The organism is Aeromonas sp. QDB11, assembly GCF_027705265.1.
Lineage (GTDB): Bacteria > Pseudomonadota > Gammaproteobacteria > Enterobacterales > Aeromonadaceae > Aeromonas > Aeromonas allosaccharophila.
In genome coordinates this window covers 91,858-114,571 of the sequence record NZ_JAPDBM010000004.1, presented here as the reverse complement: position 1 = coordinate 114,571, position 22,714 = coordinate 91,858, and the positions used below count along the sequence as shown (strand labels likewise).

The window sequence follows — 22,714 nt, the reverse complement described above, 5'->3', positions numbered from 1 at the left end:
ATGATCTCGCACCTCGATAACTGTACGTAAGATCAGTATAGTTCGTGGTAACTGACTGCTAATCATGGGTAATCAGGAACAAATAAAGGATGTTTGGAAGTTTTTCAACTTGCCAGGTCATCATCTGCCAGATAATGGTCTCAGACTGGTCCTTAGTGAAGTTAAGGACCATAGAAATGCTATCGCTCATGGTAGAGAAAAGGCAATTAATATAGGCTCTAGATATACACTTGATTCGTTGAAAAAGAAAACGAAAGATATAGAGTCAATATGCTTTCATATATTAAATGGATTTAAAGAGGCATTTTCTTTGGAGGCATATTTATCTGATAAAAAAACATAGCGTTGCCTATGATCGTAGGTTCGAATAGCGAAGCGTATTCGGACGATCGCGTCATTAAAACTATCGCTATGAACGCTAGATAAAAACCAACCCGGCCTAAGCCGGGTTGGTTGTATCAAAAGGTAGGAAAAATCAAAGCACTTCCAGTCTGGCATAGGCCGTCACCAGCCACTTGGCGCCGACATCGTCGAACTGGATCTGCACCCGGCTCTGCTGGCCGACCCCTTCGAAGTTAAGCACTATCCCTTCGCCGAATTTCGGATGGAGCACCCGCTGGCCGAGTTTGATACCGCTGGCGTCGAAACTCTGCTGCACCTCGTTCTGGCTAAAGCGGCCGTACTGGGTGGGGCGGCTCACCTGGGTGCGCAGCCGGATCTCCTCCAGACACTCGGCAGGCATTTCGCGGATAAAGCGGCTCGGCTTGTGGAACATCTCGCGGCCGTAGATGCGGCGGCTCTCGGCATAACAGATGTAGAGCTTCTCCATGGCGCGGGTCATGCCGACGTAACAGAGGCGGCGCTCCTCTTCCAGCCGGCCCGACTCCTCGGTCGATTGCTGGCTGGGGAACATGCCCTCTTCGACGCCGACCAGCAGTACCAGCGGGAACTCCAAGCCCTTGGCGCTGTGCAATGTCATCAGCTGCACCGCATCGGCATATTCGTCTGCCTGATTCTCGCCGGACTCCAGCGCCGCGTGGGCGAGGAAGGCGGAGAGATCGCTCATATCTTCCAGCTCGTCCGGGCGCTGGTACTGGCGGCAGGCGGTGACCAGTTCGTCCAGGTTCTCTACCCGCGCTTGGGATTTCTCGCCTTTTTCCGCCAGATACATCGCCTTGAGGCCGGAGTTCTGGATGGCGATATCCGCCTGCTGGTGCAGCGGCAGCAGGGAGACCTGCTCCTCCAGCGCGTCGATCAGCTCGACAAAGCCGCGCACCGCGTTGCCAGCGCGACCAGTCAGCACCTTGTCATTGAGCAGCGCCTTGGCCGATTGCCAGAGGTTGAGCCCCTGATCCCGGGCGTTGCCGCGCAGGATCTCGAGGGTGCGATCGCCGATGCCGCGGGTCGGGGTGTTGACCACCCGCTCGAAGCTGGCGTCATCGCCGCGGTTGTTGATAAGCCGCAGGTAGGCCATGGCGTCTTTAATTTCCTGCCGCTCGAAGAAGCGCAGGCCGCCGTAGATGCGATAGGGCATGGCGTCCTGCATCAGCGCCTCTTCCAGCACCCGCGACTGGGCGTTGGAGCGATAGAGGATGGCGCAGTCGGCCAACAGGCCGCCTTTTTCCTTCCAATCCTTGAGGCGGCCGACCACAAAGCGCGCTTCGTCCACCTCGTTGAAGGCGGCGTAGAGGGAAATCGGCTCACCCTCGGCCCCTTCGGTCCACAGCTCCTTGCCAAGGCGCTCGGCGTTGTTGGCGATGACGCTGTTGGCGGCCTTGAGGATATTGGCGGTGGAGCGGTAGTTCTGCTCGAGGCGGATGGTCTCGGCGCCCTGATAGTCGGTCAGGAAGCGCTGGATGTTCTCGATTTTGGCGCCGCGCCAGCCGTAGATGGACTGGTCATCGTCGCCGACGATCATCACCTTGCCGCTGTTGCCCGCCAGCATCCGCAGCCAGGCGTACTGGATGCCGTTGGTATCCTGAAACTCGTCCACCAGGATGTTCTGGAAGCGGTCGCGGTAGTGCTCGAGGATGTGCGGTTTGTTGAGCCACAGCTCGTGGGCGCGCAGCAGCAGCTCGGCAAAGTCCACCAGACCGGAACGATCACAGGTCTCCTGATAGGTCTTGTAGATCTGCTGATAGGTGCGGGTGACGGGATCGCCGTAGAGGTCGATGTCGCCGGGGCGCAGCCCCTCGTCCTTCTTGCCGTTGATGTAGCCCATCACGGCGCGCGGGGCCCAGTGCTTCTCGTCGAGGTTGAGCGCCTTGAGCACCCGGCGGATCAGCCGGTACTGGTCGTCTGAGTCGAGGATCTGGAAATCCTGCGGCAAGCCTGCATCCAGATGGTGGGCCCGCAGCAAACGGTGGGCGATGCCGTGGAAGGTGCCGATCCACATGCCGCGCACGCCGTCGCCGATCACCTTCTCGACCCGGCCGCGCATCTCGGCCGCCGCCTTGTTGGTAAAGGTGACCGCGATGATGGAGAAGGGTGAACAGCGTTCCACCTGCATCAGCCAGGCGATACGGTGCACCAGCACCCGGGTCTTGCCCGAACCGGCACCGGCCAGCACCAGCAGGTTGCTGCGGGGCGCCGCAACGGCATCTCTTTGCTTGTCGTTGAGCCCGTCGAGCAGGGTTGAAACGTCCATCACCACTCCTGTTTATTTATACAGGCGGGGATTATACGGCCTGAGCAGCCAGAGACCAACCAGCAGGATCAACGAAGGGGGCGGTGATAATCTCGATATTGGCCCAACACATCGCCAGAAAAGCTCAATAACATGGCGCGTGGGGAATCCAGCACTTGATGAACGGGATCAAAACGAAGGGTAGTTGCGTGCAAACGGCCTTCAGGTAAGGTCACTTCCGTGTCTCCCATTATGAGCTGGCCATCTTGATAATGCCCATGCTGGAAGTGCACGATGACGTCATTCACCATCAAAGAGCCTTGCTTCAGCTGCAATGACTCACGCTGCATTTCTCGCAACGCAAAGAGAGTGGACAATGAGGGACGCCCGTTGGGCATCCATTGCACATATTCACGGGTGGTTAATTGATATTGCAATTGACCCTGACGATCGAAGACACGCTCCCGATAATCCTTGTAGCGTGCCAACATACCGGTAGCTTGCGCCGTCGGTATCAGCAAAAAGAGCGCCCCCAGCAGGAGCGCTCTGCATTGTTTACAGCTGATCGGCACAGCTGACCTTGTTTCCATCCAGATCGGTACAAGATACAAAGACCTTGTCAAAGGTCGAACCGGTCAGCGGCGTCATCTGAGTTGACCAGTCATAGCTCACTCCCTTGGCATAAATGGTAGTGTGGCTGTTTTGAGCTTCTTGCATCCAGCCGATGTACTTCAGTGCACCACGACCGTTTTGGGCAAGTGCCTTGAACTCGTCGCTTGAGATAAGGCACATGGGTTCTCCGATTGCTTTGGACAGTTCGGAGTCTCGTGTACCCACGTCGCCATTACATGCGCCAGTCACCTTGATGGTCATATCGCCGCGATCCAGCATTTCGTCAAAGAACGGGATGACGTTGATGTTGAACTTGATGCCTACCTCTTTGGGTTCCCAGAACATACCGGTATTGAAGTACTTGATCTTGCTATTTTTCCACTCAACAGTGGGCTCTTTGCCTGAGAAATGATCCGCCAGTTTTGTGAGAAGAGTGGTGTTGGTGGCTATCTCATCCTGGGTCAAAGAGTCGTCAAGCTTGCCCTGATCGATGGTCAGTGCGATACCCACCGCATCCTTCAGCTGAGCTTTGGCCTTACCCAGACGCACTTTGGCGTCATCGGTCAGACGGAAGAAATCTGCGTGGTTCACCAGGTGGTCCGGTTCGATATCCATTGGGCTGAACTGGGTCTGGAAGGTGCTGGCGCTCTCTTCATAAGTGGTATGGGGTTGTTGCTCCAGTCCCCAGCTTTGCTTGATATGCATGCGAGGCAAAGTTACTTCTTCGTTCTGGGTTGCATAGGCATTATCCGGGCCGTATTGGTAGGATGCGGCAATATTGAGTGCCGATGCCATCGCCATGGCTGAGGCGCGCAGGGCCTTTGCGCTATCGAAGTTGAGGGTGATGGCGTCGTTCTCACCATAGCGCGCGTTGTACTCCGGGTCCTGGATATCGGCCAGGGTGGCGGCGACCTTGTCCATGCTGTCGGCATAGGTACCCATCAGCTTGGCTACGTCACGGGTATATCCTTTGCCATCTTTGAGAGCCACGGACGGGGTGTATGGCGTGTGGATGATGACATCGATCACTTTAGCCAGGTTGGTGCTGTAATTAACGCCCATGTCAGAAGATGTAAAGCCAAGACGTTCTGTAACAACAGGGTCGTTGGTTACTTCGAGCATGGCCAGCGCGGCCAGCACGATCTGGCGGTCAATCTTGCCATTATCTGTGGTTTCAGCCAGCAGAGTGTCTTTGTACTCCTTGAGTTTCTCTTCAACGTTAAGGGTCTTCAGGTCGGTCAGCGCTTGTAAATCCGAGAGCACCTTGTCGACCGCGACAGAGCGGCCATTAAGCACTGCCAGTGACGCCTTCATATGTGCTTCGGCTGCTTTGGTATCAACCACTTTTTTGTCGATCTGCGCCTGTTTCAGGGCTTCATTCAGGCTGGTATTAAAAGCGTCATCGCTGTCAAATTTGATCGTGTTACCCAGTTTGACAACATCTGCGGACTTCAGGGTAATGGTTTCAGGTGTTGTATCTGCATCCATGGTTTGCAGCAGGGCCGCGATACGAATGGCGCGATCTTTGTCGCCGTTCTTGGCGATGGTGTATGGGGTTACCAGGGTCTGGCCTTTTTTAACCTGGGTTTCCCCAAGCGGGATTGAACCCAGTTTGAAGGCACAGGTGTCACCGTCATTAAAGAGGAACTGGCCTTGCTCATTAGTGAGCGCGGTGTAGTTGCCGCATGTGTAGTTCAAACCGGCTACGGCACTATCAATAAAGGTGGCGGTCAACACAGGTTTGGTGGCGTTTCCACCATTGCCACCGTTATTGCCATTATCGGTGCTGGCACCGTCGCCACCACCGCCACAACCTGCCAGCGCCAAGCTGGATAACGCCGTCACAACCGATAAAGCCAGAATATTTTTTTTCATTTTTATTTTCCTGAAACAACGATGCATATGTCACCGGCACCTGGCTGAGGAAGTCAGAATAGGTGGCATGAAGTGATGCAAAAGAAGCCCAATTGATGTTTTTGTTAGTTTCATTTGAGGTCTATGCGGCGGGCATCATACAGGGGCTCATATGGTTTTCAACTTGATCTGGATCTCGAGTTCACATGAATTGTGAGCTTGCTCAACAAAGTGGCGTTGAGTGGGCATTGTTGGTAAGCGAATGTTGACTGGAGCGTATTCGAGAAAGGGGCTGTGAGCTTTGGTCGTTTCCAGTTGTAGCCAACCCTTGCTCGCGCGGTTTGTGGGGATTTTGCGAGCCGGATCACGGGCTGGCAGGGGGGGCGGATGAATAAAAGGGGAAAACGGTTTACAGTAAGTTGCTGAACAATAAGCGAAATGTCGTTTGGGTCTTTTTGTTGTCAGCATAAAAAACTGAAAAGCAGCTAAAAAACAACTGCTTATAAGGTTATTTGCTTATAATTCAAACCGTTAACGCAAACGTTTTTCCCTTATCATTTGCTTGACCCGCATCGGGGCTGACTTAGAGTAAGCCTGCGTGCTAGATGACCCGCTTTGGCGGGCAAGCAAGTTCCCTCACTTAATAACAATCAAGGATACGATCGTGACTAAAGTGCTCAAACTGGCCACCGTGGCCTCCCTCACTCTCGCTGCTCTCTCTGCTCAGGCTGCTTCCGAGCCGGCCGTGATCTATGACACCGCGGGCAAGTACGACAAATCATTCAACGAAGCCGTGTTCCGTAACGGCGTCGAGCTCTACAACAAGGACAAAGGGGTCAAGGTCAAAGAGTTTGAACCCCAGAACGAAGCCCAGCGCGAGCAGGGTCTGCGTCGTCTGGCCAGCCGTGGCAACGGCCCGATCGTCGCGGTCGGTTTCAACATGGGTTCTGCCGTCGAGAAAGTGGCGACCGAGTTCCCGAAAACCCAGTTCACCATCATCGACATGGTGGTCGACAAGCCGAACGTCCAGTCCGTCATCTTCAAGGAGCATGAAGGTTCCTTCCTGGTGGGCGCGCTGGCTGCCATCGCCTCCAAGAGCGGCAAGGTCGGCTTCGTGGGCGGCATGGATATCCCGCTGATCCGCAAATTCCAGTGCGGTTACGAGCAGGGTGCCAAGTACGTCAATCCGAAGATCGAGGTGTACCAGAACATGGCGGGCTCTACCCCAGCCGCGTTTGCTGACCCGGCCAAAGGTGCCGAGCTGGCCAAGTCCCAGTTCGCCAAAGGCGCTGACGTGGTTTATGCCGCCGCAGGTGGCACCGGTATCGGTGTCTATCAGGCAGCCAAGGACAGCGGCAAGTTCGCCATCGGTGTGGACTCCAACCAGAACCACCTGCAACCGGGCACCATGCTGACCTCCATGGTCAAGTCTGTGGGTCTGGCCGCTTACCAGACCTGGGATGACGCTGCCAAAGGCGAGTGGAAGCCGGGTATCAAGAACCTGGGTCTGGCCGAAGGCGGTGTGGATTGGGCGCTCGACAAGGACAACGAGAAGCTGATCACCCCGGAAATGAAAGCCAAGGTGGATGCCATCAAGGCCGAAATCATCTCTGGCAAGGTCAAAGTTCATGACTACATGAGCGACAACACCTGCAAATACTAATTAGATAGTTGCTACGACTCTCAACGCACCACCGGCCCGCACGGGCCGGTTTTTAGTCTTATTTCATGAAACGCAGGGCTGCATCATGGACCAGACAGATCGCTATGCCATCGAATTAAGAGGTATCGATAAGCGGTTCGGCGAAGTGTACGCCAACAAGCTGATCGACCTTAAGGTTCGCAAAGGCAGTATCCACGGCATTGTCGGCGAAAATGGCGCCGGTAAGTCCACCCTGATGAGCATCATTTATGGTTTCTACCATGCCGACAAAGGCGAGATGCTGATCGACGGGAAACCGTTCAATCCCCATGGCTCACAAGATGCGATTGCCGCAGGCGTGGGCATGGTTCACCAGCACTTCATGCTGGTCAATAACTTCACCGTATTGGAAAACGTCATCCTCGGCGCTGAGAACGGCTGGCACCTTCAGCAGAGCGTGGCGTCAGCCGAAAAGCTGCTGGGCGAGCTGGCACGGGACTATGGCCTCGACGTGCCGTTGCACGAGAAGGTCGAAGATCTGCCGGTGGGCTTGCAACAGCGGGTCGAAATTCTCAAGGCGCTCTATCGTGGCGCCCGCATCCTGATCCTCGACGAGCCGACCGGGGTACTGACCCCGCAAGAGGCGGATCACCTGTTCGAGGTGCTGAAAAAACTGCGGGATCAGGGGGCGACCATCATCCTTATCACCCACAAGCTGCGGGAGATCCTGGCCATTACCGATCAGGTCTCCATCATGCGCCGTGGCGAGATGGTGGCCCACGTCGCCACCAAGGATACCGACAAGGAGCAGCTGGCCGAACTGATGGTGGGCCGCAAGGTGCGCCTCAAGGTCGACAAGGGGCCAACCCAGCCCGGTGAAGCCAAGCTGAAGATCGAAGGACTCAGCTACTTCGACGCCAGCAAGGTGGAGCGGGTCAAATCGGTCAGCTTCGAAGTGCGGGCCGGTGAAGTGGTCGGCATCGCCGGGGTCTCCGGCAACGGTCAGTCCGAACTGCTCAGCCTGCTTGGCGGCATTCTCAAACCGAGCAAGGGTGGCTTCACCATCAGCAGCCGCAGCGGCGTGCACAAGGTGAGCGCGGAGCACCCGGCCGATCCGGAGCTGGTGCGTAACTACGGTCTCGGTCATGTGCCGGAAGATCGCCACAAGATGGGGCTGATCAACCGCTTCGAGGCGAAAGAGGCCTTCATTCTCGGTTATCACCGCCGTCCGCAATACAACAAGGGGTGGCTGCAGAACAAGGAGGCGATCCAGCAGGATTGTCAGGCCAAGATGGAGAAGTGGGACGTGCGCCCGCCCCATCCCGATCACAAGACCGCCAACTTCTCCGGTGGCAACCAGCAGAAGCTGGTGATCGCCCGTGAAGTGGAGCAGGACCCGGATGTGCTGTTGATCGGCCAGCCGACCCGCGGGGTCGACATCGGCGCCATCGAGTATATCCACCAGCAGATCATCGCCATGCGCGACAAGGGCAAGGCCGTCTTGCTGGTCTCGGTGGAGCTGGACGAGATCATGAGCCTCGCAGACCGGATTCTGGTCATTGCCGATGGTCGCATCGTCGGCGAGCTGGATGGTGCCAAGGCGGATGAGCGCACCATTGGCTTGATGATGGCGAACATAGTGCCGGACGAAGTTGCCAAGGAGGCCCACTGATGAGCCAAGTACGTATTCCTGCCTGGGTCTCCGTAGGCGTCTTGTCTGCGGTCAACATCCTGCTGGCCTTCCTGGTGTCGGCCATTCTGTTCTACTACCTCGACATCAATCCGGTCGATGCCGCCAAGATCATGTGGTACGGCGCGTTCGGCACTGGTGAAGGGGTTGGCTTCACCCTCTACTACGCAACCGGCTTTATCTTTACCGGTCTGTCGGTGGCGGTCGCCTTCCACGCCGGTCTGTTCAACATCGGTGGTGAAGGTCAGGCCTATATCGGCGGTCTCGGTGTCGGTCTGGTCTGTCTGACGCTCGGCGATGTGCTGCCGTTTGCCCTGCTGTTGCCGCTCTCCATCATTGCCGGTGGTCTGTTCGGTGCGGCCTGGGCCTTTATTCCGGCCTGGCTGCAAGCCAAGCGCGGCAGCCATATCGTGATCACCACCATCATGTTCAACTTCATTGCCGCCTCGCTGATGGCCTACCTGCTGGTGGAGGTGTTCAAGCCACCCGGCTCGATGGCGACCGAGAGCAAGGTGTTTGCCGAAGCAAGCTGGCTGCCCAAGATGAGCGGGATGGCGAGCCTGTTCGGGATGGATATCCCCAACAGCCCGCTCAACATCAGCTTCTTCTGGGCGCTGATCTGTGCGGCGCTGGTGTGGGTCTTTATCTGGCACACCCGCTGGGGTTACGAGATCCGCTCGGTCGGGGCCAGCCAAAGCGCCTCCGCCTACGCCGGTATCTCCTATCCCAAGGTGGTGATCCTGGCGATGGTGATCTCCGGTATGCTGTCGGGCTTCTTCGCCCTCAACGTGCTGCAGGGTGAACTGCACCAGATCAAGCTCAACTTCGTGGAAGGGTTCGGCTTCACCGGTATCGCGGTGGCGCTGATGGGGCGCAACCATCCGGTCGGCGTCATCATCGCCAGCCTGCTGTTCGGTTTCCTCTATCAGGGGGGCGCCGAGCTCAGCTTCGAGTTCGGTGTCGACCGCAACATCGTCGTGGTGTTGCAGGGTCTGGTGATCCTGTTCTGTGGCGCCCTTGAGCACATGATGCGTCCGCGCATCGAGCAGCTCTATCTGGCGTTTGCCAACCGCTCAGCCGCGCAAGCTAAAGGAGTCTGATCATGTTTGAAATTCTGATCCTGATGCTGGATGCGACCATTCGGACAGCGCCGCCGCTCATTCTGGCCGCCATGGCCGGCATGTTCTGCGAGCGCTCCGGGGTGGTCAACATTGCGCTGGAAGGCAAACTGCTGGCGGCGGCGTTCGCCAGTGGTGCGGCGGCTGCGGTCTCCGGTTCTGCCTGGGTAGGTCTGGGTGCCGGGGTGGGTGTCTCCATCCTGTTTGCCCTGATGCACGGCTTTGCCACCATCACCCACCGCGGTGATCAGGTGGTGAGCGGCATGGCCATCAATATTCTGGCGGCCGGTCTGACCGTCACCCTGGGCCGTTACTGGTTCGATCAGGGTGGCCAGACTCCGGCGCTCTCCGGTGATGCCCGTTTCGCCCCCATCGATCTGCCCTATGCCAAGGAGCTGTGGGATGTGCCGGTGATCGGCCAGCTCTACAGCGAGCTGCTGAGCGGCCACTCCCTGCTGGAGTACGTGGCGTTTGCCTGCGTACCGCTGGCCTGGTGGGTGATGTTCCGTACCCGCTTCGGTCTGCGTCTGCGGGCGGTGGGCGAGGCACCCGCAGCGGTCGATACCGCCGGTATCTCGGTGGTGCGGATGCGCTACACCGCGCTCATTATCGGCGGCCTGCTGGCCGGTATCGGTGGCACCTATCTGGCGGTGGCCCAGACGGCCCAGTTCATCCCCAACATGAGTGCGGGCAAGGGCTTTATGGCGCTGGCGGCGCTGGTGTTCGGCAAGTGGCGCCCCTGGAATGCCATGGCTGCTTGCCTGCTGTTCGGCTTCCTCGATGCGGTCGCCATCCGTCTGCAAGGGGTCAGCATCGGTGGCTTCGCCATTCCGGTGCAGGCCATCGAGGCACTGCCCTACATCCTGACCGTGTTCCTGTTGGCCGGCTTTATCGGCCGTGCGGTAGCACCCAAGGCGCTCGGTACACCTTATGTGAAGGAGCGGGAGTAGCGCCCTTTATTGCGATATTCCCGATCACACAGATAACAGCAGGCCCACTTCGGTGGGCCTGTTTTTTATGGATTGAGTAGCTGGTTACAGCAGGAAAATGGTCGCCAACCCGAGGAAGATAAAGAAGCCGCCGGTGTCGGTGATGGCGGTGATCATCACGCTGGCCCCCACCGCCGGGTCGCGGCCGAGGCGGGTCATGGTCATGGGGATGATGACCCCCATCAGGGCGGCCACCAGCAGGTTGAGCATCATGGCCAGGGTCATCACGGCGCCGAGCGCCGCATCCTGATAGAGCAGATAGGTGGCAAGCCCCATGGTGCCACCCCACACCAGCCCGTTGATAAAGGCGACCCCGAGTTCCCGCAGCAGCAGGAAGGAGAGGTTGCCCGCCTGAATGTGCTGCAGCGCCAGCGCCCGCACTATCATGGTGATGGTCTGGTTGCCGGTGTTGCCGCCGATCCCGGCGACGATGGGCATCAGGGCTGCCAGCGCCACCAGCTGGGAGATGGTGTGCTCGAACATGCCGATCACCCGCGAGGCGACAAAAGCGGTGCAGAGGTTCAACGCCAGCCAGGCCCAGCGGGTCTTGACCGCCTTGGAGACCGGGGCGAACACGTCTTCATCCTCGCTGATACCCCCCATCCGGCGCAGGTCGGTATCACTCTCCTCATAGACCAGATCCACCACCTCTTCGACGGTGAGGCGGCCCATCAGCTTGCCCTTGCCATCCACCACGGCGGCGGAGAGCAGGTCATCCCGCTCGAAGGTACGGGCCGCTGCTTCGTCGTTATCCTCCGGATCGAAGGTGACCGGATCCCGCTCCATCACATCGCTCACCAGGGTGGCGGGCTTGTGCAGCAGCACTGTGGTGAGGGCCAGCTCCCCCAGCAGGTGGTTGCGCCTGTCGATGACGAACAGCTTGTCGGTGTTGGCGGGGATCTTGCCGCGCAGGCGCAGATAGCGCTGCACCGTGGCTAGACTCACCTCGGGGCGGATGGTGATGATCTCGAAGTCCATCATGGCGCCGACGGTGTGCTTGCCGTAGCGGATCACCTCCCGTACCCGATCCCGCTCTTCGGGGGCCATGTAGGTGAGCAGCCGCCCCATCAGGTTGCGGGGCAGGTATTGGCCCAGATAGATCTGGTCGTCGATGTCGAGGGTGCGCAGGGCGTGCAGCAGCTCCTTGTCGCTCATCCCGCTGATCAGGCTGTCCCACACCGTCTCCGACGCCTCGACCAGAATCTGGCCGCGCTTCTCCTCCTCCACCAGCGCCCACAGGGCATGACGCTCATCGGGCGGCAGCGACTCCAGCGCATCGGCGACATCGGCGGCGGGCAGCCCGTTGACCAGCGCGGTGAGTTCGCTGGTCTGATCGCGCTGCTCGGCATCCTGCACCACCTGCGGGTCGAGCAGGCTGTCGGTGAGGGCGTCATCGCGCAGCAGCAGGGTGAGAATGCGAGATCTGTCATCCGCGCGCTGCCTGGCGCTGTTCTTGATGGGAAGAGACATGGGATGAATTCCTGAGAGGGTAGCCAAGGGCTCAATGCCCATAGGATACCAGACTTAAAACAGCAGGTTATGACCGTGATGGGAGAAGAGGGAGGTAAAAGTGAGGCCACCTGCTGGTGGCCTCATGGTGAGTTGCCGAGAATCCCTCAGGCGAGGGCGCGCTGAGCCTGTGGTGCCGCGCCAAACCAGGCGAGCTGGTCGGCCAGGGTCACCACCGAGCCCACCATGATCAGGGCCGGACTTTCGACCCCCACCGCCAGCGCGGGCAGTTCATCGAGGGTGCCGCGAATGACCCGCTGGCAGGGTTGGGTGCCGCGCTCGATCAGCGCCACTGGCGTGTTGCCCTGCTTGCCGTGGGCCAGCAGTTGATCGCGGATGGTGGCGCAGGAGGAGAGCCCCATGTAGAACACCAGCGTCTGCTTGTCTTTGGCCAGCAGTGGCCAGTCGAGATCCCGGGCGCCCCCCTTGCCGTGAGCGGTGACGAAGCGTACGCTCTGGGCGTGATCGCGGTGGGTCAGCGGAATACCGGCGTAGGCGGCGCAGCCGCTGGCCGCGGTGATCCCCGGCACCACCTGAAAGCCGATGCCGCTGCCGACCAGCGTCTCCAGCTCCTCGCCACCACGGCCGAAGATAAAGGGGTCGCCTCCCTTGAGCCGCACCACTCGCTGGCCCTTCTTCGCCTCCTCCAGCAAGAGCTGGTTGATCCCCTCCTGCGGTACGCAGTGGTTGCCCGCCTGCTTGCCGACGAAGATGCGTTTGGCATCCCGGCGCACCAGTGCCATCACTTCGTCCGAGACCAGCCGGTCATAGACCACCACGTCCGCTTGCTGCATCTGGCGCAGGGCGTGCAGGGTGAGCAGACCCGGATCGCCGGGGCCCGCTCCCACCAGCACCACTTCGCCAGCGCTGTGGCTCTCGTCGGCAAACAGGTGGTCGGCCAGCTGGTGGGCAGAGGCGTGATCCCCCCGTGCCAGCGCCTGCCCGAGCCGATCCGCCCCGAGCAGCCGTTCCCAGAAGCGGCGCCGCTCGCCCATGCTGGCGAAGCGGGCCTTGACCCGCTCCCGCAGGCTGCCAGCGAAGGCCGCGACGGCACCCAGATGCTGGGGCAGCAGGGCTTCCAGTTTTTCCCGCAGCAAGCGGGCCAGCACCGGGGCCTTGCCGCCGGAGGAGATGGCCACCATCAGCGGCGAACGGTCGATGATCGACGGCATGATGAAGCTGGAGCGTTTCGGGTCATCCACCACGTTGGCGAAGATCCGCGCCTGATTGGCGCTCTGGTAGACCAGGGCGTTCACCTCGCGCCGATCGGTGGCGGCCACCACCAGCCACTTGCCCGCCAGTTGCTGCGGCGCGAATTCACCGGCCAGCCACTCTATGCTCCCGTTGGCAGCCAGTTCCGCCAGCTCGGGGTCGAGCTCGGGCGCTACGACGGTGAGGCGAGCACCGGCATCCAGCAGCAGGCGCGCCTTGCGCTCCGCTACCTCGCCGCCGCCGACCAGCAGCACGGGTTTGTTGTCGAGTCGGCAAAAGATGGGCAAGTAGTCCATGGGGCCTCCGGATCAGGCGGTTTGGGTCTGGCTGGCAGTGGAGGTGGCTTTGCTCACCGCAACCGGGCGCTCAGCCTTGGGGGTGGCATACCAGTAGCCAAGGCCCATAAAGAGGGCACCGGAGACTGTGTTGCCCAGGGTCACCCACAGCAGGTTGTGGCCGATGCCGCCCAGGGTGTAGGCCTCGGAGTGGGCACCAAACCAGGAGAGGGCGAACAGGGTCATGTTGGCGATGGAGTGCTCGTAGCCGGAGGCGATAAAGGCGAGCAGGCACCACCAGATGGCGATGAAGCGGGCGGCCCCTTCGGTGCGCAGCGCCATCCAGATGGCGAGGCAGACCAGCCAGTTGCACAGCACGCCCTTCATGAACAGGGTCAGCGTCGGTGCCTGGGTCTTGGCCAGTGCCACCTTGTGCGCCAGGCTGCCCGCGTCCGGCAGCAGGCTGCCGCCATAGGAGTAGATGAGTGCCACCACGACGGAGCCAATCAGGTTGCCCGCCCAGGTCTGCGGCAGGATGCGCAGCAGGTCGGCCATGGTGATCTTGCCCGTCTTCACCCCGAAGGTGAGGAACATGGTGTGGCCGGTAAACAGCTCGGAGCCGGCGATGATCACCAGCGTCAGGGCGATGCCGAAGGTCGCCCCCATCACCAGCGGCCGGATGGCGGGATCCACCAGATTGCCGAGGGTGAAGATGAGGATAATGCCAAGGCCCACATAGGCCCCCGCCATGGCGGAGCTGAGCCAGAAGCCGAGCTTGTCATCCCGCTCGAAGCGGTTGATGCGGGCCGCGTTGGCGGCGCACTTGTTAATGGTTTCCGTGTACATCTTGTGAGTCCTTGAAAGGGCTGCCTGCAGGCAGCCCGAAAGAGAGTGAAATCGGCTTTAGACGGCGACCCAGACCTGCTGGTCGCGTACTTCAACGGGATAGCTGTGAACCGACATCACAGGGTTGTCGAAACAGTGGCCATCGCTCAGACGAAAGCGCTGCTTCTTGAGCGGGCTGGCCACCCAGAGTTCGCCGTCGTGTTCGCAGATCAGGCCCCGCGACAGCACGTTGGCGGCGAAGAAGGGGTCCCGGTTGTCGATGGCGAACACCTCGGCGGCCACGCTCGGGCGGAACAGGGCGATCTGGCGCCCTTCCAGCAGGGCACAGACGCCGGTGCCAGGGAGTATGTCGTTGAGTTGGCAGGCTAATTTCATCATTTGGTTTCCACCTCGATCTGGTAGACGGGGATGCGCTCGGCCGGAGTGGCGGGTCGGTGCTGGTCACGCTCGGCGACAAACTGGACGTCCGGATCGCGCTTGTCGCTGTTGATGAAGTGGCTGAAGCGCTTGAGCGCCTCCTCTTCATTGAGGGTGCGCGACCATTCGCACTCGTAGCTGTCGATCAGGGTCTGGATATCGCGCTCGAGCGTCTCGGCCAGTCCCAGCTTGTCGTCGACGATCACCTCGCGCAGGTAGTCGACGCCCCCTTCCAGATTGCCGAGCCAGACCGAGGTGCGCTGCAGTTTGTCGGCGCTGGTGACGTAGAACATCATAAAGCGGTCGATCAGCTTGATCAGGGTCTCGCGGTCGAGGTCAGAAGCCAGCAGGTCGGCGTGGCGCGGTTTCATGCCGCCGTTGCCGCCCACATAGAGGTTCCAGCCCGCGTCGGTGGCGATGATGCCGACATCCTTGCCCTGGGCTTCCGCACATTCGCGGGTACAGCCGGAGACACCGAACTTCATCTTGTGCGGGGTGCGAATGCCTTTGTAGCGGTTCTCGAGGAAGACCCCGAGGCCGACGCTGTCCTGCACGCCGAAGCGGCACCAGGTGCTGCCGACACAGGTCTTGGCCATGCGCAGCGCCTTGGCGTAGGCCTGACCGGTCTCGAATCCAGCGGCCAGCAGCTTGCGCCAGATGGCGGGCAGGTCATCCTTCTGGGCCCCGAACAGGCCGATGCGCTGGGCGCCGGTGATCTTGGTGTAGAGCTTGTAGTCGCGGGCCACTTCGGCCACCGCCAGCAGCCCTTCCGGAGTCACTTCACCGCCAGCCATGCGCGGGATGACGGAGTAGCTGCCGTCCTTCTGCATGTTGCCGAGGAAGATGTCGTTGGTGTCCTGCAGCGGGATATTGCGCGGGCTCAGCACATGCTCGTTCCAGCAGGAGGCGAGGATGGAACCGATGGTCGGTTTGCACACCTCGCAGCCATAGCCCTGACCGTGCTTGGCCAGCAGCTCGTCGAAGCTCTTGATCCCCTCCACCTTGACCAGATGGAACAGCTCCTGACGGGAGTGGGGGAAGTGGGCGCAGAGGTGGTTGTTGACCTCGATGCCCTGCTTCACCAGCTCGGCGTTGAGCACCTGACTGATGAGCGGCACGCAGCCGCCGCAGCCGGTACCGGCCTTGGTGTGCTGCTTGATGGCGGCCAGCGTGGTGTGACCCTCGGCGACGGCCTGGGCGATGTCGCCCTTGGAGACGTCGAAGCAGGAGCAGATCTGGGCGCTTTCCGGCAGGGCATCCACCCCCAGCGTCGGTTTGGCACCGGCGTAGGCGGGCAGGATCAGGGTGTCCGGGTGGCTCGGCAGCGGCAGGGCGTTGAGCATCATCTGCAGCAGGTTGCCGTAATCTTCCACGTCACCCACCAGCACGGCACCGAGCAGGCGGCTGTTGTCTTCGCTCACCACGATCTTCTTGTAGACGCCAGCCTGATCGTCCTGAAACACATAGCTGTGGCTGCCCGGGGTGCGGCCGTGGGCATCGCCGATGGAGCCGACGGAAACGCCGAGCAGCTTGAGCTTGGCGCTCATGTCCGCCCCTTCGAAGCGGCTGTCGCCGCCGAGCAGATGGTCGACGGTGATCTGGGCCATCTTGTAGCCCGGTGCCACCAGCCCGAAGAAGCGCCCCTGCCAGGCGGCGCACTCGCCGATGGCATAGATGTCGGGGTCTGAGGTGAGGCAGTGATCGTCGATGACGATGCCACCGCGCTCGGCGATGTCGAGATCGCCGTAGCGGCCGAGGGTATCTTGCGGGCGAATGCCGGTGGAGAAGAGCACCACGTCCACTTCAAGCTGGCTGCCATCGGCAAAGGCGAGGCGGTGCTTCGCCTGTTCGCCGCCATGCATCAGGATCTCGCTGGTGCTCTTGCTGGTGTGAACCTGCACGCCCATGGATTCAATCTTGCGGCGCAGCAGCTGACCGCCCTGACCGTCGAGCTGCTCGGCCATCAGCACCGGCGCAAACTCCACCACGTGGGTCTCGAGACCCAGCGCCTTGAGGGCGCCGGCGGCTTCGAGGCCAAGCAGGCCGCCCCCGATCACCACCCCGCTCTTGCCGCTCTTGGCGGCGCTGCGGATGGCTTTCAGATCCTCGATGGTGCGATAGACGAAGCACTCGTGGTGCTGACTGCCTGCAATGGAGGGCACCCAGGGGTAGGAGCCGGTGGCCAGCACCAGCTTGTCGTAGCCGACCACAGTGCCCTTGTTGGAGTGCACTTCGCGGTTGGCCCTGTCGATTGTTTTCACCGCTTCGCCGAGCAGCAGGCGGATGCCGTGCTTGTCGTAGAAACCGGGTTTGACGAGGGAGAGATCTTCGCTGGTGTGATGGGAGAAGTAGGAGGAGAGATGGACGCGATCGTAGGCGGGACGGGGTTCTGCACCGAAGACGGTGATCTCGTAGCGGCCCGGGTCGGCCCGCTCGATCAGCTCTTCGATGAAGCGGTGCCCCACCATGCCGTTGCCCACAACGACCAGTCTGACTTTGCTCATAGTTGCCTCAAGTTTGGAGTAATAAAACATCATTCTGGGGCTAGGCTACCCAGTCAGTCGGGGCGGGCGATTGATGCAAATCAAGTGTCTATTTATATATCTCGTCAGGGGTAATTCGATAAAATTCAAAGATATACAAAAATAGGTATACCAGTTGATGATTTCTGTGCTGGCCTGGAGTGAGGGATGTCTGAGAGCAAGCTCGCTTTAGCAAAAGCCGGGGAGTGAAAACTTCTGTCGAAAAAAGGCCAGCCTCGCGCTGGGCGAGACCGGTATCAATGGGCATCAGCTGAGCAAGGCGGCGTGTCAGGCGATATGGCGGCGGAACATGGCGAGCGCCAGCGACAGGGTGACCCCGGCGATGGCGAGCAGCGGCCAGAGCAGGGGCCAGGCGGCCGACCAGTCAAACCCCTTGAGGAAGACCCCCTTGAGCAGCACGATGAAGTGGGTGAGGGGGTCGATGGCTGCCAGCCACTGGAACACCTGCGGCATATTCTCCACCGGCGAGATGTAGCCCGAGAGGATCACCGCCGGTACGGTGAAGGAGAAGACCCCGAGAAAGGCCTGCTGCTGGGTCGAGCAGAACGACGAGATGAAGAGCCCGATCCCGGCTAACGCCAGCCCGTAGCAGACCATGCCCGCCATCAGCAGGCTGAGGCTGCCGGCAAAGGGGAGGTGAAAGACAAAACGGGCGGCCAGCGCGACTATGCACCCTTGCCCCACCGCCACCATGATGCCGGGCACCGCCTTGCCCGCCATGATCCAGCCTGCGGTGAGGGGGGAGACCAGCAGCTGATCGAAGGTGCCTTCTTCCCGCTCCCGCGCGACCGAGAGGGCGGTGACAATCAGACAGCCGGTGGTAGTGATGATGGCCACCAGCGCCGGCAGGATATGCCAGTGGAACTCGACGTTGGGGTTGTAGAGGTTGCGTACCGCCAGCTCGGGTTGGCCCTTGCCCTCACTTTGCCAGCGGGCGATCACCTGACTGATGTAGCCCGCCGCCACCTGACCGCCGTTGGAGCGGCGGCCGTCGATAATCAGCTGCACCTTGGCCGGTTCGCCGCGCGCCAGCCGGCGCGAGAAATCGCCCGGAATAATCAGCCCGAGCAGCGCCCGCTGCCCGGTGATGGCCTCGGTCATGCCCGCCTCGCCTTGCACCGGAATGATGGTGGTGAAGGCGGGCATATGGGTGAGGCGCTCCAGCAGCTCGCGGCTCTGGGCGCCGCCATCCTGGTTGTAGATGGCCAGCGTGTTGCCGGTCACCTCCAGAGTGGCGGCGAACGGGAAGAGGGCGGTCTGCAGCAGCACCGGCATGATGAGCAGAAAGCGTCCCTGAGTATTGCCCATCAGGGCCTGCAGCTCTTTTCGGATCAGCCACCAGAGTCGGATCAGCATGGGTTACTCCAGAGTGCGCCGCGTCTTGCGGGCGGTCAGGGCCAGCCAGAAACCGGCCAGCAGCAGCAGACAAAAACCGTTGACCAGCAGGATCGAGAAGACGCTGCCCGCTTGATAGAGGGTCTGCAAGGAGCTCGCGAAGTAGCGGGCCGGAATGAGGTGAGTGATGGCCCGCAGCAGCGGCGGCATGCTGGCGATCTCGAACACGAAGCCCGACAGCATCACCGCGGGCAGAAACGCGGCGATCAGCGCTGCCTGTGCGGCGTTGAACTGGCTGCGCATCACGGTGGAGAGAAACAGCCCGAGCCCGAGGGCGCTGCCGAGAAAGACGCTGGTGACCAGAAAGAGCAGCAGCAGGGAGCCGCGCCACGGCACCGCCATCACCGCCACCGAGAAGAGCAGGCAGAGCAGCATGGCAATGATGCCAAGGCCATAGTAGGGCAGCAGTTTGGAGAGCAGCAGCTCCCCCTTGGTGACCGGGGTGGCGAGCAGCGCCTCCATGGTGCCGCGCTCCCACTCCCGCGCCACCACCAGCGAGGTGAGCAGGGCACCGATGATGGTCATCACCACCGCAATGGAGCCCGGCACCAGAAAGTTGCGGCTCACCAGCGCCGGGTTGAACCAGGCGCGGCTCTCTATCGACACCGGCATGGCGACCCCCTCGCCAGCGAGCCACTCCTGCCAGATCCCCTGCACATAGTTGGTGACGAAGTTGGCGGTGTTGGGCTCGGAGCCGTCAGTCAGCAGCAGGGCCTGCGGCGTGCCATTGCCCTGACCCGCCATGGCGCGGGAGAAGCCGTCATCGATCACCAACAGGCCGCGGATCTCGCCACGGGCCAGACTGGCGAGCAGGGACTCCTTGCTCGGGCCGCTGTGGATCTCCAGCGCGGTAGAGCCGCGCAGGGCCTGCTCCAGCCGCACCGCCGGGGCGCCGCTGTCGGTGCGCCAGATGCCGAGGCGCAGATGGTCCACATCCAGATTGATGGCGTAACCCATCACCACCAGCAGCACCACTGGCATGATGAAGGCGATGAGGATGCTGCTCGGGTCACGGACGATTTGCAGCATCTCCTTGCGGCAGAGGGCCAGCAGTCGCCGACGGTTGATGCTCATGCGTCCTCCTCGCTGGCCCGCTCGACCAGGGTGATAAAGGCCTCTTCCATTGTTGGCAAAGAACAGGTCGGCAAGGAGCCGGTTGGCAAAGAGGTCGCCGCCTCTTTGGCGGCCAGCCCCTTGAGATCGTCCGGGGTGCCGAGCGCCAGCAGCTTGCCGCGATAGATGAGGGCGATGCGGTCGCAATACTCCGCCTCATCCATAAAGTGGGTGGTGACCAGCACGGTGACGCCGTGGTCGGCCAGCGCGTTGATGTGCGACCAGAACTCGCGCCGGGTTACCGGATCGACCCCGGAGGTGGGTTCGTCGAGAAACAGCAGCGGCGGCTCGTGCAGCAGGGCGCAGGCCAGCGACAAGCGCTGGCGCAGGCCGAGCGGCAGGGATTCCGCCTTCTGATCGAGCCAGGGGGCGAGGGCAAAGGCAGTCACCATGGCGTCGATCCGCGTCTGCTGATGGCGGCCGAACAGGCCGTAGATACCGGCGAAGAAGGAGAGGTTCTGGGCCACGGTGAGCTGCTTGTAGAGGGAGAACTTCTGCGCCATGTAGCCGAGGCGCTGACGCGCCGCCGAGGGGCTGTGGGCCAGATCGATGCCGGTCACCAGCGCCTGCCCCTCGCTCGGGCGCAGCAGGCCGCACTCCATCTTGAAGGTGGTGGACTTGCCCGCCCCGTTGGGGCCGAGCAGGCCGAAGATCTCGCCGCGGCGCACCGCAAAGCTGACATCATCGGTGGCGGCAAAATCGCCGAAGCGCTTGGTGAGGTGGCGCGCCTCGATCACCGCCTCGGGGGAGACCCCCTGCGGCAGTTCGGCTTCCCGCATCCCGGCTGCCAGACTCGACTCCCCGCCGGGGCCGCCGCCGAGCAGGTCGATAAAGGCATCCTCCAGCCGGGGCTGGGCCGGTTGAAAGGCGCCGTTGGCGAGATGCAGCTCCGGGAGCGGTGGGGGCGTCATGCCCGGATGCAGCAGCAGGCGAACCCGCTCCCCTGCCACCGCGCCATCCATTACCGCCGGATGAGCCAGTGCCCGGCGTAGCAGGGCGCGCCGCTCGCGGCCATCCAGTTGCCCCGCCTCCAGCAGCCAGCAGCGGCTGGCCATGGCCCCCATCAGATCGGCTGGCGTGCCGCTGGTGCGCACCTCGCCATCCGCCATCAGCAGCACGTGGTCGCACAGCTCCGCCTCATCGAGATAGGCGGTACTCCAGAGCACCGTCATCCCCCCCTTGGCCAGCTCGCGCACCATCTGCCAGAGGGCGCGGCGAGAGATGGGATCGACCCCGACCCCCGGCTCGTCGAGCAGCAGCACATCCGGGGTGCCGAGCAGGGCGCAGGCCAACCCGAGCTTCTGCTTCATCCCGCCAGAGAGCTTGCCCGCAGGCCGCGCGGTGAAGCGGGCAAGATCGGTGAAGGCGAGCAGCCGCGCAAAGGTGGGCGTGCGTTCGGGCTCCAGTACGCCGCGCAAGTCAGCGTAGAGGGTGAGGTTCTCCAGCACGCTGAGATCCTCGTAGAGGCCGAACTGCTGGGGCATGTAGCCGAGGCGCTGACGCAGCAGATCCCCCTCGCTCACCGGATCCAGCCCCAGCACCCGGATGGTGCCCGCTTCCGGGATCAGCAGACCGGCCAGCAGGCGCAGCAAAGTGCTCTTGCCCGCGCCGTCGGGGCCGACCAGCCCGGTGATGCCACCGGTCGGAATGGTGGCCGAGATGGCGTTGAGGGCGACCCGCTCGCCAAAGCGTTTGGTGAGCCCCTCAAGGGAGATGGCGCAGCTCATGGCGCCAGCCTGACGGTGACCGGCATCCCTTGGCGCAGGGCCGGGTCGGGATCCTGCACCACGATGCGCAACCGGTAGACGAGGTGAGTGCGCAGGTCAGGCGTCTCCACCGATTTCGGGGTGAACTCGGCGGTCGGCGAGACAAATCCCACCACCCCGTGATAGGGCTGATCCGGCCGCGAGTCGGTGGTGAGGGTCACTTTGGCGCCGCTCGGGAAGTGACCGAGCCAGGGCTCCTCCACATAGGCGCGCACCCAGACTGGCGCGGTCAGGGAGAGGTTGAAGGCGGTCGCTCCGCTCTGCACCATGCTGCCGTTCTCGATGGCGCGACTGATGATGATGCCGTCGCTGGGGGCGGTCAGGTTGGCATCCGCCAGCGCCAGTTCGGCACTGGCGAGCGCCGCTTTGGCCCCTTCCAGCTGGGCATCGGACTGGGCGATTTCCTCCGGGCGGTAGCCGGTTTCGAGCTGGGCGAGCTGCTCGCGGGCGGAGCGCACCTGCGCCTGGGTCTGATCTCGCTGGGAGCGGGCTGTATCGAGCTGACCGCGGGAGATGGCGCCGGTGGTTGCCAATGCGCTCTGGCGGCGCCACTGTTGGTCGGCCTCCAGCGCAGCGGCTTCGGCGGCGGCCAGTGCGGCCCGGGCGCGGTCGGTCTCTTCGCTGCGATAGCCTTTGTGGATCAAGGCGTTGGCGGCAGTGAGCGCAGCCAGATTGGCGCGGGCGCTGTCGCGGCTGTGGGTGAGGGGAACCGGATCGAGGCGGGCCAGCAGTTGACCGGCTTTTACCCTATCCCCCTCATCGACCAGCACCTGATCGACGCGGCCGCCGACCCGAAAGGCCAGATTGACGTCGCGAATATCGACGTTGCCGTAGAGGATGGAGCCGTCGGCGGGGCGCCCCTGCCACCAGAGGTAGCCGCCGATAACGGTTAGCAGCAGGGCCACGATTGCAATGCGTTGTTTCATGCTGCTTCTCCTTCTTTCATGTCGGTGGAGCGCAGGCCGCGCAGGGCCCATACCAGCCGCTGTCTGGCGGCCTCGGGGTTGTCTATCTGGCTGAGAAAGGGGGCCGCCTGTTCAGGCAGCCAGCCGAGCTGGCGACCGCTGCCGGCGATCACCAGCGGCAGGCCGACCGACCCCATGATGA

18 protein-coding genes are annotated in these 22,714 nt (G+C 61.7%); 5 read left to right on the top strand and 13 right to left on the bottom strand.

The annotated features are described in order from the left end of the window. The first annotated feature begins 64 nt into the window (after positions 1-64). The gene (locus OKC40_RS02580) at positions 65-343 is read left to right on the top strand and encodes a hypothetical protein (RefSeq protein ID WP_270794014.1); all 279 of its coding nucleotides are present in this window, start codon (positions 65-67) and stop codon (positions 341-343) included. 132 nt (positions 344-475) lie between these two features. Here the strand turns inward: OKC40_RS02580 and uvrD are convergent, their stop codons facing one another. The 3 genes from uvrD to OKC40_RS02565 form a co-directional block, all read right to left on the bottom strand. Next, entirely contained in the window at positions 476-2,647 is a 2,172-nt protein-coding gene (uvrD, locus tag OKC40_RS02575; protein WP_270794013.1) for a DNA helicase II, read from the bottom strand. A 68-nt stretch (positions 2,648-2,715) separates the two neighbouring features. Then, a complete protein-coding gene (locus tag OKC40_RS02570) occupies positions 2,716-3,117 on the bottom strand; it encodes a hypothetical protein (RefSeq protein WP_127904540.1) in 402 nt (133 codons plus the stop codon). A 64-nt stretch (positions 3,118-3,181) separates the two neighbouring features. Continuing rightward, positions 3,182-5,113, bottom strand: a complete 1,932-nt coding sequence (locus tag OKC40_RS02565; protein WP_270794012.1) for a hypothetical protein — start codon at positions 5,111-5,113, stop codon at positions 3,182-3,184. 643 nt (positions 5,114-5,756) lie between these two features. Between OKC40_RS02565 and OKC40_RS02560 the strand changes: the two genes are divergently transcribed. The 4 genes from OKC40_RS02560 to OKC40_RS02545 all read left to right on the top strand — a co-directional run bounded on the left by OKC40_RS02560 (position 5,757) and on the right by OKC40_RS02545 (position 10,492). Continuing rightward, complete coding sequence (locus OKC40_RS02560; RefSeq protein ID WP_042059443.1) at positions 5,757-6,755, top strand: BMP family lipoprotein; 999 nt, start codon at positions 5,757-5,759, stop codon at positions 6,753-6,755. Between the two features lie 85 nt (positions 6,756-6,840). Then, positions 6,841-8,406 carry an ABC transporter ATP-binding protein gene (locus tag OKC40_RS02555; protein ID WP_058052434.1) on the top strand — a complete coding sequence of 522 codons (1,566 nt, stop codon included), beginning with the start codon at positions 6,841-6,843 and terminating at the stop codon, positions 8,404-8,406. Continuing rightward, a complete protein-coding gene (locus tag OKC40_RS02550; RefSeq protein ID WP_042656568.1) occupies positions 8,406-9,524 on the top strand; it encodes an ABC transporter permease in 1,119 nt (372 codons plus the stop codon). The genes OKC40_RS02555 and OKC40_RS02550 overlap by 1 nt, the downstream gene beginning before the upstream one ends. A 2-nt stretch (positions 9,525-9,526) precedes the next feature. Next, positions 9,527-10,492 carry an ABC transporter permease gene (locus tag OKC40_RS02545; RefSeq protein WP_005342529.1) on the top strand — a complete coding sequence of 322 codons (966 nt, stop codon included), beginning with the start codon at positions 9,527-9,529 and terminating at the stop codon, positions 10,490-10,492. 84 nt (positions 10,493-10,576) lie between these two features. Here OKC40_RS02545 and mgtE read toward each other — a convergent pair whose 3' ends face one another. The 10 genes from mgtE to OKC40_RS02495 all read right to left on the bottom strand — a co-directional run bounded on the left by mgtE (position 10,577) and on the right by OKC40_RS02495 (position 22,709). After that, on the bottom strand, positions 10,577-12,001 hold the full coding sequence (gene mgtE, locus OKC40_RS02540) for a magnesium transporter (protein ID WP_042656567.1): 1,425 nt from the start codon (positions 11,999-12,001) through the stop codon (positions 10,577-10,579). Positions 12,002-12,147: 146 nt separating this feature from the next. Continuing rightward, positions 12,148-13,548: a siroheme synthase CysG gene (cysG, locus tag OKC40_RS02535; RefSeq protein ID WP_270794011.1), complete on the bottom strand. Its 1,401-nt coding sequence runs from the start codon at positions 13,546-13,548 to the stop codon at positions 12,148-12,150. 12 nt (positions 13,549-13,560) lie between these two features. Beyond that, positions 13,561-14,373: a nitrite transporter NirC gene (gene nirC / locus OKC40_RS02530; RefSeq protein WP_270794010.1), complete on the bottom strand. Its 813-nt coding sequence runs from the start codon at positions 14,371-14,373 to the stop codon at positions 13,561-13,563. A gap of 57 nt (positions 14,374-14,430) precedes the next feature. Further along, entirely contained in the window at positions 14,431-14,748 is a 318-nt protein-coding gene (gene nirD, locus OKC40_RS02525) for a nitrite reductase small subunit NirD (protein ID WP_270794017.1), read from the bottom strand. Then, positions 14,748-17,294, bottom strand: a complete 2,547-nt coding sequence (gene nirB, locus OKC40_RS02520) for a nitrite reductase large subunit NirB (RefSeq protein WP_270794009.1) — start codon at positions 17,292-17,294, stop codon at positions 14,748-14,750. Before nirB ends, nirD begins: the two co-directional genes overlap by 1 nt. Before the next feature lie 306 nt (positions 17,295-17,600). Further along, entirely contained in the window at positions 17,601-18,689 is a 1,089-nt protein-coding gene (locus OKC40_RS02515; RefSeq protein ID WP_156854376.1) for an ABC transporter permease, read from the bottom strand. Positions 18,690-18,692: 3 nt separating this feature from the next. Then, positions 18,693-19,802: an ABC transporter permease gene (locus OKC40_RS02510; RefSeq protein WP_270794008.1), complete on the bottom strand. Its 1,110-nt coding sequence runs from the start codon at positions 19,800-19,802 to the stop codon at positions 18,693-18,695. Then, positions 19,799-21,568 carry an ATP-binding cassette domain-containing protein gene (locus tag OKC40_RS02505; RefSeq protein WP_270794007.1) on the bottom strand — a complete coding sequence of 590 codons (1,770 nt, stop codon included), beginning with the start codon at positions 21,566-21,568 and terminating at the stop codon, positions 19,799-19,801. Before OKC40_RS02505 ends, OKC40_RS02510 begins: the two co-directional genes overlap by 4 nt. After that, positions 21,565-22,533, bottom strand: coding sequence for a secretion protein HlyD (hlyD, locus tag OKC40_RS02500; protein WP_204420010.1), 969 nt, complete (start codon positions 22,531-22,533; stop codon positions 21,565-21,567). The genes OKC40_RS02505 and hlyD overlap by 4 nt, the downstream gene beginning before the upstream one ends. Continuing rightward, positions 22,530-22,709: a hypothetical protein gene (locus OKC40_RS02495; protein ID WP_270794006.1), complete on the bottom strand. Its 180-nt coding sequence runs from the start codon at positions 22,707-22,709 to the stop codon at positions 22,530-22,532. Before OKC40_RS02495 ends, hlyD begins: the two co-directional genes overlap by 4 nt. Positions 22,710-22,714 lie beyond the last annotated feature (5 nt).

Excerpts from the sequence above, each read along its gene's own strand:
- OKC40_RS02580 (WP_270794014.1), top strand. The coding sequence starts at position 65 with ATGGGTAATCAGGAACAAATAAAGGATGTTTGGAAGTTTTTCAACTTG.
- uvrD (WP_270794013.1), bottom strand. The coding sequence starts at position 2,647 with ATGGACGTTTCAACCCTGCTCGACGGGCTCAACGACAAGCAAAGAGAT.
- OKC40_RS02570 (WP_127904540.1), bottom strand. The coding sequence starts at position 3,117 with ATGTTGGCACGCTACAAGGATTATCGGGAGCGTGTCTTCGATCGTCAG.
- OKC40_RS02565 (WP_270794012.1), bottom strand. The coding sequence starts at position 5,113 with ATGAAAAAAAATATTCTGGCTTTATCGGTTGTGACGGCGTTATCCAGC.
- OKC40_RS02555 (WP_058052434.1), top strand. The coding sequence starts at position 6,841 with ATGGACCAGACAGATCGCTATGCCATCGAATTAAGAGGTATCGATAAG.
- OKC40_RS02550 (WP_042656568.1), top strand. The coding sequence starts at position 8,406 with ATGAGCCAAGTACGTATTCCTGCCTGGGTCTCCGTAGGCGTCTTGTCT.
- OKC40_RS02545 (WP_005342529.1), top strand. The coding sequence starts at position 9,527 with ATGTTTGAAATTCTGATCCTGATGCTGGATGCGACCATTCGGACAGCG.
- mgtE (WP_042656567.1), bottom strand. The coding sequence starts at position 12,001 with ATGTCTCTTCCCATCAAGAACAGCGCCAGGCAGCGCGCGGATGACAGA.
- cysG (WP_270794011.1), bottom strand. The coding sequence starts at position 13,548 with ATGGACTACTTGCCCATCTTTTGCCGACTCGACAACAAACCCGTGCTG.
- nirC (WP_270794010.1), bottom strand. The coding sequence starts at position 14,373 with ATGTACACGGAAACCATTAACAAGTGCGCCGCCAACGCGGCCCGCATC.
- nirD (WP_270794017.1), bottom strand. The coding sequence starts at position 14,748 with ATGAAATTAGCCTGCCAACTCAACGACATACTCCCTGGCACCGGCGTC.
- nirB (WP_270794009.1), bottom strand. The coding sequence starts at position 17,294 with ATGAGCAAAGTCAGACTGGTCGTTGTGGGCAACGGCATGGTGGGGCAC.
- OKC40_RS02515 (WP_156854376.1), bottom strand. The coding sequence starts at position 18,689 with ATGCTGATCCGACTCTGGTGGCTGATCCGAAAAGAGCTGCAGGCCCTG.
- OKC40_RS02510 (WP_270794008.1), bottom strand. The coding sequence starts at position 19,802 with ATGAGCATCAACCGTCGGCGACTGCTGGCCCTCTGCCGCAAGGAGATG.
- OKC40_RS02505 (WP_270794007.1), bottom strand. The coding sequence starts at position 21,568 with ATGAGCTGCGCCATCTCCCTTGAGGGGCTCACCAAACGCTTTGGCGAG.
- hlyD (WP_204420010.1), bottom strand. The coding sequence starts at position 22,533 with ATGAAACAACGCATTGCAATCGTGGCCCTGCTGCTAACCGTTATCGGC.
- OKC40_RS02495 (WP_270794006.1), bottom strand. The coding sequence starts at position 22,709 with ATGGGGTCGGTCGGCCTGCCGCTGGTGATCGCCGGCAGCGGTCGCCAG.